This window comes from Micromonospora sp. CB01531, from assembly GCF_001905095.1.
GTDB lineage: Bacteria > Actinomycetota > Actinomycetes > Mycobacteriales > Micromonosporaceae > Micromonospora.
The window spans coordinates 73,189-84,294 of record NZ_LWLS01000035.1 but is presented as its reverse complement, the minus strand read 5'-3'; the positions used below and the strand labels follow the sequence as shown (position 1 = coordinate 84,294).

8 protein-coding genes are annotated in these 11,106 nt (G+C 74.9%); 5 read left to right on the top strand and 3 right to left on the bottom strand.

All coding sequences use genetic code 11. The annotated features are described in order from the left end of the window. Positions 1-132: 132 nt before the first annotated feature. Positions 133-1,713: a hypothetical protein gene (locus A6A27_RS06835; RefSeq protein WP_073833687.1), complete on the bottom strand. Its 1,581-nt coding sequence runs from the start codon at positions 1,711-1,713 to the stop codon at positions 133-135. Between the two features lie 45 nt (positions 1,714-1,758). Here A6A27_RS06835 and mptB (A6A27_RS06830) point away from each other — a divergent pair, with 45 nt between their 5' ends. Both mptB (A6A27_RS06830) and mptB (A6A27_RS06825) read left to right on the top strand, forming a co-directional pair. Next, positions 1,759-3,162 (top strand): polyprenol phosphomannose-dependent alpha 1,6 mannosyltransferase MptB, encoded by a 1,404-nt coding sequence (gene mptB / locus A6A27_RS06830; RefSeq protein ID WP_198940218.1) that lies wholly within the window; start codon positions 1,759-1,761, stop codon positions 3,160-3,162. A gap of 12 nt (positions 3,163-3,174) precedes the next feature. Beyond that, complete coding sequence (gene mptB / locus A6A27_RS06825; RefSeq protein WP_073833767.1) at positions 3,175-4,674, top strand: polyprenol phosphomannose-dependent alpha 1,6 mannosyltransferase MptB; 1,500 nt, start codon at positions 3,175-3,177, stop codon at positions 4,672-4,674. Between the two features lie 72 nt (positions 4,675-4,746). On the opposite strand, the gene glnA is transcribed toward mptB (A6A27_RS06825), so the two are convergent. After that, on the bottom strand, positions 4,747-6,171 hold the full coding sequence (gene glnA, locus A6A27_RS06820; protein WP_073833685.1) for a type I glutamate--ammonia ligase: 1,425 nt from the start codon (positions 6,169-6,171) through the stop codon (positions 4,747-4,749). A 301-nt stretch (positions 6,172-6,472) separates the two neighbouring features. On the opposite strand from glnA, the gene A6A27_RS06815 reads away from it, so the two are divergent. Next, positions 6,473-6,871: an RDD family protein gene (locus tag A6A27_RS06815; RefSeq protein ID WP_073833684.1), complete on the top strand. Its 399-nt coding sequence runs from the start codon at positions 6,473-6,475 to the stop codon at positions 6,869-6,871. Between the two features lie 68 nt (positions 6,872-6,939). Here A6A27_RS06815 and A6A27_RS06810 read toward each other — a convergent pair whose 3' ends face one another. After that, the gene (locus tag A6A27_RS06810) at positions 6,940-7,629 is read right to left on the bottom strand and encodes a DUF4191 domain-containing protein (RefSeq protein WP_073833683.1); all 690 of its coding nucleotides are present in this window, start codon (positions 7,627-7,629) and stop codon (positions 6,940-6,942) included. Between the two features lie 211 nt (positions 7,630-7,840). On the opposite strand from A6A27_RS06810, the gene A6A27_RS44870 reads away from it, so the two are divergent. Both A6A27_RS44870 and A6A27_RS06805 read left to right on the top strand, forming a co-directional pair. Beyond that, complete coding sequence (locus A6A27_RS44870; protein WP_187413366.1) at positions 7,841-8,011, top strand: hypothetical protein; 171 nt, start codon at positions 7,841-7,843, stop codon at positions 8,009-8,011. Next, positions 8,008-11,100: an ATP-binding protein gene (locus A6A27_RS06805; RefSeq protein ID WP_241825107.1), complete on the top strand. Its 3,093-nt coding sequence runs from the start codon at positions 8,008-8,010 to the stop codon at positions 11,098-11,100. Before A6A27_RS44870 ends, A6A27_RS06805 begins: the two co-directional genes overlap by 4 nt. Positions 11,101-11,106 lie beyond the last annotated feature (6 nt).

Here is an 11,106-nt window from a genome sequence, read left to right as displayed (position 1 = left end):
CCTGATGACGTGAATGAATCGCCCAGCCGGGCACAGACGCGTACGCCGATGCCGCCGGAAGCCACGTTCGAGGCGGACCCGGAGACCGATGCCGGGGCAGTGCGACACGGTCGCGGGCCAGGTCGGCCGGGGTCAGCCGCCGAGGGTGTAGGTGCCGGCGCGCGGCACCGTCACCGCCGTCCACTCGCCGTCGGCGGTGAGCGTGGCGCCTCCGCTGACGGTCAGCCAGCGGTCGTGCCGGACCCGGACCGGCACCCGGCCGGGGCCCGGGACGCGGAAGGTGACCGTGGCGGCGTCCTGCCGGACCAGCTCGCCGGGGGCGCCCACCAGCGGGGTGGGGTCGGCCACGGCGTACAGGCGCCAGTGCGCGGCCGACCAGACCTCGGTGAGGTACGGCAGGCCGGCCTCGACCAGCTCGGCCTCCGGGCGGCCCACCCAGGACAGTTCGGCGTCGGCGACGGCGACGTACTGCACCGCGTTGTCGGCCAGCCAGGCCTGGTAGCTCGCCGGGGTGAGCGGGACGCCGGTGCCGGCGGCGCCGGGGACGGTGGTGAAGAAGAGCGGGTTCCGGGCGATGTCGGCCTGGCGCAGCCAGCCCCGGGCCAGCGGCACCTCGCCGAGGTGGGCCGCCTCCCAGTAGTTGCGGGTCGGCGGCACCTCCACCCGGCCGGTCAGCCCGCGCCGCGCCAGCTCCGCCCGCAGCGGCGCGAAGTACGCCGGATCGGCGGTGGGGTCGTCCGCGCGCAGGTCGGCGGCGACCACCGGCGGCTGCCACCAGCACCCGGCGGCGAGGAGCGCGGCCAACGCCACCCCACCGGCCACCCGCCGCCGAGCCACCCACCCCGGCAGGCGGTCGGCCAGCCACCGGGGGAGCCCGGCGGTGGCCGCCAGCACGGGCAGCGCGAACATCACCACCAGCCGGGTGGCGTTCAACCCGACCGGGGTGTGCAGCAGCGCCGCGGCCAGCACCCCGACCGCCGACAGCAGGGCGCCCACCCGGACCGGCCGGTACGCCACCAGCGCGGCCACCAGCAGGCTGGTCAACACCGCGTGCACGGTGTCGCTGCGACTGATGTTCATCCAGCCGCCCTCGCCGAAGAGCAGCCCGGTCACCGCCAGCGGCACGGCGGCCGGGACGGCCAGCAGCAGGCCGTCGGCGTACCGGCGGGTGAGCAGCAGCGCGACGCCGGCCAGGCCGACGAAGAGCCCGGCGACCGGGCTGGCCGCCGAGGCGAGCAGGGCCGCCAGGCCGGCCAGCACGCCGCGCGCCCACCGGGGGTGCCGGGCGGCCGGCCGGGTGAGGGCGAGCAGCGCGGCCAGGCCGAAGGCGACCCCGAGGGCGTACGTCACCCGGCCGGAGACCAGGTTGCCGGCGATAGTGAGCATTCCGACCAGGCTGCCCAGCAGGGGCCGGGGCACCCCGGTCCGGACCAGCAGCGCGGCGAACGCGGTCGCCGAGGCGAGCAGCGCGAGCGCGCCGGTGGGGCGGACCCCGAGCAGGGCCATCAGTGGCGGTGAGACCAGGCTGTAGCCCCACGGGTGGACGCCGCCGTACCAGCGCAGGTCGACCAGCGCCGGCCCGTGGGCGGCGAAGAAGCCGGCGCGGGCCACCTGGGCCGACAGGTCCGACCCCAGCGGGGGAAGGGCGACATACAGCACGCCCAGGACGAGCGCGGACGCCGCGGACACCGCCACCACCCGACCGCCCCGCATGCCCACCTCCTGATCGCGACCCACCGTACTGGCAGCATGTCCGATGTGCCTCACCACCTCTCGCGCTGGATCGGGCTGGTCGGCTCCGTGCTGCTCGCCGTGGCCGCCTTCCTCGGCGGCGCGCTGCCGTACGGCGACCTGCGCCCCACCCCCGTCAGCATCTGGCAGGGCCCGCACGGGCCGTTGATCATCAGCACCTGGTTGGCCGGCACGGCGCTGCTGGGCTGGGCCTGGTGGTCGCTGCGCGATCGGGTGCCGTCGACCCGCTGGGTGCTCGTCACGATCGGGCTCTGGCTGCTGCCGATGCTGGTCACGCCGCCGCTCGGCAGCCGGGACGCGTACGCGTACGCCTGCCAGGGCGCCAGCTATTCCGCCGGGATCAACCCGTACGAACAGGGCGTCTCCGCCCTGCCCTGCCCGTGGCTGGACACCATCTCGTACATCTGGCGGGACACCCCGGCCCCGTACGGACCGCTGTTCGTGATGATCTCTGGGGCGGTGGTGACCGCCGCCGGCTCGCTGGCCGCTAGCGTCGCGCTGTTCCGGGTGCTCGCCGTGGCGGGGGTGGCGCTGGCCGCCGTGTCCCTGCCGGTGCTGGCCCGCCGCTGCGGGGTGCCGCCGCAGCGGGCGCTCTGGCTGGCGCTGGCCGGCCCGCTGGTGCCCGTGCATCTGATCTCCGGCGCGCACAACGACGCGATTATGGTGGGCCTGCTCGCCGCCGGGCTGGCGGTGGTGGCCGCCCGGCCGGGCCGCCCGCTGCCGCTGCTGGCCGGTGGGGTGCTGCTGGGGCTGGCCGGCGCGATCAAGGTCACCGCGCTGGTCGTGGTGCCGTTCGCGGCGCTGGCCGCGATCGTCGGGCCGTACGGGCTCCGCGCGCTGGTCCGCCAGGGCGGGTGGGTGGCCGGCGGGGCGCTGGCCGCGGTGGTCGGGCCGACCCTGGCCGCGGGTCTGGGCCTCGGCTTCATCAGCGGTTTGGAGCAGGGCGGGCTGGTGGTCGCCTGGACCTCTCCGCCGACCGCGGTGGGGCAGACCATCGGCTACCTGGCGGTGCCGTTCGGCGCGCACATCGACGCGCTGCCGGTCACCCGGGGCCTGGCCGTGGTGGTGCTCGGTGCGGTGTTGGTCTGGCTCTGGTTCCGCGCGTTCCGCCGCCATGATCCGTTCTGGCACGCCGCCCTGGCGCTGGTCGCGACCGTGGCGCTCTCCCCGCTGTTCCACCCCTGGTACTGGACCTGGCCGCTGGCCGTGCTCGCCGCGACCGCCCGCCGGACCACCTGGTTCGTGATTGTCGCCCTGGTGTCGTCTTTCCTGGTGCTGGCCGACGGCACCGGTTTACCTCGGTACACCAAGATGCCGGGTGCCCCCCTGATGACGCTGTTCGTGATCGTGGTGGCCGTCCGGTTGGTACGGTCGGCTCGGGCGGAACGGCAGCCGGTTCCCGCAGACTGAGGAGTAGTGCCGGTGAGCGAGCCCGGCTCGGTGCCCGGCGGGCCGGTCCGCCCGGTCGCCGCCGGGCTCGCCCGGTACGCCGGGCTCGCCGGCGCGGTGCTGCTGACCGTCGCCGCCTGGCTGGGCGGGGCGCTGCCCGACGCCCCGCTGCGCACCACCCTCTCCGGTCTCTGGCACGCCAGCTATGGGCCGTCGACCCTCGGCTGCTGGCTGGTCGGCACGGCGCTGCTGGTGGGCGCCTGGTGGTCGCTGCGCTGGGGCGCCCCGTCGACCCGGTGGGCGTACGTGACCGCCGGCCTGTGGGTGCTGCCGCTGCTGGCCGCGCCGCCGATGGGCAGCCGGGACGTCTACTCGTACGTCTGCCAGGGCTGGTCGTGGACGCACGGCGCCGATCCGTACCGGATCGGGGTGGCAGCGGCCGGGTGCCCCTGGACCGACACCGTGACGCCGATCTGGCGGGCCACCCCGGCGCCGTACGGGCCGTTCTTCGTCCTGCTGGCCGGCCTCGTGGTGCTGCTCGCGGGCGGCCTGGTCGGGGCGATCGTGCTGCTGCGGGTGATCGCGGTGGCCGGGGTGCTGCTGGCCGCGCTCTGCCTGCCCGGCCTGGCCCGCGCGGCCGGCGTGCCGACCCGGCGCGCGGCCTGGCTGGCGCTGGCCTGCCCGCTGGTCGGGGTGCACCTGGTCGCCGGCGCGCACAACGACGCGCTCGGGCTGGGGCTGCTCCTGTTCGGCCTGCTGGTGCTGGTCCGTCGGCCCGGCAAGCCCCGGGCGCTGGTGGTGGCCGGGGTGCTGCTGGGGCTGGCCGTGTCGGTGAAGGCGGTTGCCGTGGTGGTGCTCCCGTTCGCCGCGCTCGCCGCGGTGCTGGGCCGGTACACGCTGCGCGTGCTGCTGCGCGACGCGGGCTGGCTGGCCGCGGGCGTGCTGGCGGTGTTGCTGGTCACCTCCCTGGCCACCGGGCTGGGCCTGGGCTGGGTGGGCGGTCTCGCGCACAGCGGCGACTCGAAGCAGTGGACCTCGCCGCCGACGGCGGTGGGGTTCGTGGTCGACTACGTGGGCGGCCTGTTCGGGCAGGAGCCGGACGCCGTGCCGGTGGTCCGGCTCGTCGCGCTGGCGCTGCTCGCGGTGCTGCTGGTGGCGCTCTGGTGGTGGGCCTGGACCGGGCTGCGCCGGCTCAACGACGTCCGGCAGCGGGCGGTCCGGCTGGCCGCCGCCCGCCCCCGGGTGGCGCTGCTCGGGGCCGGCCTGGCGCTGGCCGCCACCGTGCTGCTCGCCCCGGTCTTCCACCCCTGGTACGCGACCTGGCCGCTGGCGCTGCTCGCGGTGGCGACGGTGTCGTTGGCCCGGACCGTCTGGTTCGTGGCGCCCTGCGCGGTGGCCTCCTGCCTCACCCTGCCGGACGGCACCAACCTGGCCCGGTTCACCAAGGCCCCGGGGGCGCTCCTGATGACCGCCGTGATCGTGCTGCTGGCGATCCGGGGCGTCCGGGCGGTCCGGGCCCGGCGCGCCGGCTGACGAGGTACGCAGACGGCCGGGCCGGCCCCGCGGTCGCGGAGCCGGCCCGGCCGGTGCTGATGGTGTGCCTGGTCAGCAGTCGAAGTACATGGCGAACTCGTGCGGGGTCGGGCGCAGCCGCACCGGGTCGACCTCGTTGGCCCGCTTCCACGACACCCAGGTGGAGATCAGGTCTGGCGTGAAGACGCCGCCGTCGAGCAGGTAGTCGTGGTCGGCCTCGAGCGCGTCGAGCACCTCCGGCAGCGAGCCCGGCACCTGCTTGACGTCGCCCCACTCCTCCGGCGGCAGGTCGTACAGGTCCTTGTCGATCGGCGCCGGGGGCTCGATCTTGTTCTTGACGCCGTCCAGGCCGGCCATCATCATCGCCGAGAAGGCGAGGTACGGGTTGCTGGACGGGTCCGGCACCCGGAACTCGACCCGCTTGGCCTTCGGGTTGCTGCCGGTGACCGGGATACGGGTGCAGGCGGAGCGGTTGCGCTGCGAGTAGACCAGGTTGACCGGTGCCTCGAAGCCCGGCACCAGCCGGCGGTACGAGTTGACCGTCGGGTTGGTGAAGGCGAGCAGCGACGGCGCGTGGTGCAGCAGGCCGCCGATGTACCAGCGGGCCATGTCGGACAGGCCGGCGTAGCCGGTCTCGTCGTAGAACAGCGGCTCGCCGTTCAGCCAGAGGCTCTGGTGGGTGTGCATGCCGGAGCCGTTGTCGCCGAAGAGCGGCTTCGGCATGAAGGTGGCGGTCTTGCCGTTCGCCCAGACCTCGTTCTTCACGATGTACTTGAAGAGCTGGAGCTGATCGGCCGCGTGCAGCAGGGTGGAGAACTTGTAGTTGATCTCCGACTGGCCGGCGGTGCCCACCTCGTGGTGCGACCGCTCGACCGTGAAGCCGTTGTCGACCAGGCGGCGGACGATCTTGTCGCGCAGGTCGGCGAAGTGGTCAACCGGCGGCACCGGGAAGTAGCCGCCCTTGTACGCGGTCTTGTAGCCGCGGTTGCCACCGTCCTCCTCGCGGCCCGTGTTCCAGGCGCCCTCGATGGAGTCGATGTAGTAGAACGACCGGTGCGCGGAGGTCTCGTGGCGGATCGAGTCGAAGATGTAGAACTCCGCCTCGGCGCCGAAGTACGCGGTGTCGGCGATCCCGCTGGCCGCCAGGTACGCCTCGGCCTTCTTCGCCACGTTCCGCGGGTCCCGGGAGTACGCCTCCCGGGTGAACGGGTCGTGGATGAAGAAGTTCAGCGCGAGGGTCTTCTGCGCGCGGAACGGGTCGATGAAGGCGGTCGCGACGTCGGGGAGCAGAAGCATGTCCGACTCGTGGATCGCCTGGAAGCCGCGGATCGACGAACCGTCGAACGCGAGGCCGTCGGTGAAGAGCGCGTCGTCGACGGACTCGACCGGCAGGTTGAAGTGCTGCATCACGCCGGGCAGGTCACAGAAACGTACGTCGACGAACTTCACGTCCTCGTTCTTGAGGTATCGCAGGAGTTCCTCGGGATTGGCGAACACACGTCCTCCTGGCAGGTCCACTCCGGTGGCTGGCTCCTGGCGACGGTATGGCCGTGGAGTTGCCCGGCCGTGTCTCCCCTGTTTCCGCCGTGTTACGTCCCTCGCGGAGCGTCATCTCGGCCACTCAGATGCCGGTCAGTCTCCGTTCGGACGATACTCGCGGTGATGGTGTGGCACCAATTGGCGGCTTTGGTCCGATTCCCCGCTCCGAGCCGAACCGGCGTACCCGGGCAGTGACCGACACCCCTGGTCACCGCGCCCGTCCCGGCCCCGGCGGGGCGCCTGGCTACCCTTGACCGCTGTGACCGATACCGCCGCCGTGCCGGTGCCGCCCGCCGCGGACCCGACCTTCACGCCCCCGAGCCTCGGCCGCCGCTTCGGCGCGCTGGTCATCGACTGGGTGCTCTGCCTGCTGATCTCCAATCTCTTCGCCGACCCGGTCCGGGACGGCTGGGCCCCGGTCCTGGTGCTGGTCCTGGAATACGCCCTCTTCCTCGGCCTCTTCGCCCAGACCCCCGGCATGTACGTCACGAGGATCCGCTGCCTGGCCTGGGCCGACGGCGGACGGATCGGGCTGGTCCGGGCCCTGCTCCGCGGCGTGCTGCTCGCCCTCGTGGTGCCCGCCGTGATCATGGACGAGCACCGCCGCGGGCTGCACGACCGCCTCACCGGCTCGGTGATCGTCGCCGCCCCCCGCTGACCCGGGCGCCCCGACGACGAAGGAGCCGGCCCCGCACGGGGCCGGCTCCTTCACGCGTACGGCGGGGGTCAGCGACCCCGGGTCTGGCGGAACGCGCCGCGCGGCGGCCGCATGTTCTTGGGGATCGCGCCCTTGGGCATCTGCGGGCGGGCGGTGAGCGCCTTGAGCCGCTTGTCGAGGGCGTTGACGTCCTTGGGGGAGAGGGAGCGGGGCAGCCGCATCAGGGTGGTGCGCAGCTTGCGGATCGGCAGCTCGTCCTCGCCCTGCCCGATCACGTAGTCGTGCAGGGGGGCGGTGCCGATCACCTTGGCCAGCCGGCGCTTCTCCTGGCCCAGCAGGCCCCGGACGCGCTGCGGGTTGCCCTCGGCCAGCAGGATCACGCCGGGACGGCCGAGCACCAGGTGGACCATGTCCATCTGGGTGGTGGAGCTGACGGCCGGGGTGACCCGCCAGTCGCCCCGCATGCTCTCCATGATCTGCGCCGCCGCGCCGGGCTGCCCCTCGGCGGCGCTCATCATCGCCGTGTTGGACCGCAGGTTGAGCACGATCAGCACGGCGAGCAGGGCGAGCAGGATGCCGATCGGCAGCCAGAGCCAGCCATAGAGAATGACCGCGACCACGGTGAGCGCGAGCGGGATCAGCACCGCCGCGGCGACCAGCGGCGCGAACCACCGGTCCTGCTTGGCGGTGAACCGGAACACCATCCCGATCTGCTTCAGCCGCTGGCCGAACGAGACCTTCTCCTGGGGCTTTGCCATGCCTGAGAGTCTAGTGGGCGCCCCGCCACCCGTTGATTCCCGGCCGGCCCTCCGCGGCTGAGTACCTTACGCCGCCGTCCGCCCCCTGAGCCGTCCCGGTAAGGAGGGGGCGACGCCGAAGATCAGGCAGGGGACTCATGCCCCGGGGGCACCTTCGCGCGGAAAGTCAGTGTCGACCGCGAAACGACACCGCACGACAGGGGAAACCGAGATGTTCGGCAACGACGCAGAGCTTCTGCTCACCATCCACCGCAGCCACGCCGCCGAGCTCCAGGCCGACGCGGCCCGCGACCGGCTCGCCCGATCGCTGCCCCGCCGCCACCCGCGCAGCTGGCTCAGCCGCCGGCACCAGGCCGCCCGTACCGTCGACGGCCGCCGGTGACCACCCTCGCCGTGCCGGCCGTCGCGGCGACCGCCCCGGGCGGCCGGGACGCGACCGCGATGCCCGGTCCGGCGACGTCCCCGGCCGCCACGGGGGCGGCCGGACCGGCGGCCGGCGGCAGCCCGGACCGGCCGGTCGGCCGGGTGGGTGTCGGCGCCCGCCATGGCATGCTCGATGCCGTGACAGTACGCGCCGCCAGCACCGTCCTCGTCGGCCGCCAGCCGGAGCTGACCGGGCTGCGCGACGCGTTCGGCCGGGCCCGGGCCGGGGAGCCCGCCACCGTCCTGGTGGGCGGCGAGGCCGGCGTCGGCAAGACCCGGCTACTGGAGGAGTTCGGCACCCAGGCCGGCGCCGCCGGGGCGCGGGTGCTGGTCGGCCAGTGCCTGGAGCTGGGCGAGGCCGGCCTGCCCTTCGCGCCGTTCGGCGCCGCGCTGCGCGAGGTGCTGCGCCGCGACGGCCCGGCCGCCTTCGCCGGGTACGAGGCGGAGTTCGCCCGGCTGCTGCCCGAGCTGGCCCGGGTGCCGGCCGGCGTGGCCGCGCCCACCGGCCTGCCCGTCTCGGACACCCCGCGCGGCTACCTGTTCGACCTGGTCGCCGACCTGTTCCGGCGGATCGCCGAGGAACGGCCGCTGGTGCTGGTCATCGAGGACCTGCACTGGGCCGACCGGTCCACCCGTGACCTGATCGGTTTCCTGGTGCGGGCCGCCCGCGCCGCCCGCCTGCTGCTGGTCTGCACCTTCCGCACCGACGAGCTGCACCGCGGCCACCCGCTGCGGCCGTTCCTCGCCGAGCTGGACCGGGCGCGTGGGGTGGACCGGGTCGAGCTGAGCCGGCTCGACCGGGAGGGCACCGCCGCCATCCTCACCGACCTTCTCGGTGCCGAGCCACCCCCGCGGGCCGTCGACGACGTGCACCGCCGTACCCAGGGCAACCCGTTCTTCATCGAGGAGCTGGCCGCCGCCGGCGACCCCGTCGGCTGCGCGGTGCTGCCGGAGACCCTGCGCGACTTGCTGCTGGCCCGCGTGGATCGGCTGCCCGAGCCCGCCCAGCGGGTGCTGCGGATCGCCGCCGCCGGTGGCACCCGCTTCGCCCACGAGCTGCTCGCCGAGGTCGCCGGCCTGCCCGAGCCCGAGCTGGAGGACGCACTGCGCGCCGCCGTGGCCGCCCAGCTCGTGGTGGCCGACCCGGACGGCGACTACGAGTTCCGGCACGCCCTGGTCCGGGAGGCCGTGCACGACGAACTGCTCCCCGGCGAGCACGCCCGGCTGCACGCCCGGTACGCCGCCGCGATCGAGGCACAGCCGCACCTGGTGGCCGCCGGTCGCGCCCCGGCCGAGATCGCCCACCACTGGTACGCGGCACACGACCACCCGCGCGCCCTGATCGCCGCCCGCGTCGCCGCCTGCGCCGCCGCCGACCGGTACGCGTACGCCGAGCAGAGCCGGCTGCTGGAACGGGTCCTCGAACTGTGGGAGCTGGTGCCCGACGCCGCCGAGCGGCTCGGCATGGACCACCTGCGGGTGCTGGAGGAGACCCTGGGCGCGGCCACCACGGCCGGCGACTACAGCCGCGGGTTGACCCTCACCCGGGCCGCGCTGGCCGAGGTGGACACCGAGGCCGAGCCGCTGCGTGCGGCCCGCCTGCTCGACCAGCGCGGCCGGCTGCTGGCGCTGCTCGGCAAGAGCGACGGTGCGGCCGAGCTGGGTGCGGCGTACCGGCTGGCGGCCGGGGTGCCGGACGGGCCGGAGCGGGTGGGCGTGCTCGCCGACATCGCGGCGCACCTGGTGAAGATCGATCCCGAGCAGGCCGCGTCGGTGGCCGCCGAGGCGATGGCCGCGGCCGAGGCGATCGGCGAGGACCTGGCGCTGTTGCCCACCCGGATCGCCATGCTCTGTCGGACCGACAAGGCCCCCGATCTGGGGCTGGCCGAGCTGCGCCGGGCGGAGGCCCGGGCCCGGGCCACCAACAACGCGCCGGCGCTGGTCAGTGCCCTGGTCTACCTCTCCGACGTGCTCTACGAGCTGGGCAGCTACGAGGAGTCGGCGGAGGCAGCCGCGGCCGGGGTGAGCGAGGCGCGCCGGGTCGGGATCAGCCGCTCCACGGGGGCGTACCTGCTGTCGAACCGGGCCGAGGCGCTGATCGCCCTGGGGCGCTGGGACGAGGCCGACGCGGCCTGCGCGGAGGCGGCCCGGATCGACCCGCCGGGCGTCTCCGGGCTGCACTGGCTGCAGCTCCGCGCCGGGCTTCGGCTGGCCCGGGCGCACCCCGCCGCCGACGAGCTGGTCGGGCGGGCGCTGGCCTTCCTGGCCCGGCCGTACCTCTGGCCGAACCACCGGCTGCCGCTGCGCGAGCTGCGGATCGAGGCCGCCCTCGCGGCCGACGACAAGACAGCGGCGCTCGAGGCGAGCCGTGCCGCCCTGGCCGACGAGCGCCTGGTCGACCTGCCCCGCGAGGGGTGGCCGGTGCTCAGCGCCGCGGCGCGGACCGCCGTGCTGGCCGGTGACGCCGAACTGGCCGGTGAGGTGTCCGCCGTGGCCGCCGCCCTGCCCGTCCGCTATCCGGCGGAACGGGCACACGCCGCCCAGGTCACCGCGATCCTGGCTGGTGCCGGCGCTCCTGCCGTCGGTGGTGGCGGCGTGGCGCTGGCGGCCTGGCGGGCGGCGGTGGCGGAGTGGCGGGCGGTCGGGCAGCCGTACCCGCTGGGCCGGGCGTTGCTCGGGCTGGCCGAGGCGGCCGCCTCCGCCGGCGAACGGGACACCTGCGCCGCCGGTGTACGCGAGGCCGGCGACATCGCCGCCCGGCTCGGCGCCACGCCGCTGGGCGAGCAGGCTGCCGTCCTGGCCCGCCGGGTCGGGCTGCGCGGCGGCGGCCGTCCCGGGCCGGACCTGCTCACCAGCCGCGAGCAGGAGGTGCTGCGGCTGGTCGCCGAGGGACACAGCAACAGCCGGATCGCCGAGCGGCTCTTCATCTCGCCGAAGACAGCCAGCGTCCACGTGTCCCGGATCATCGCCAAGCTGGACGTGAGCAATCGGGTGGAGGCGGCTGCGCTGGCCCACCGCCTCGGTCTGCTCGACCCCACCCCCCGCTGACCCGCC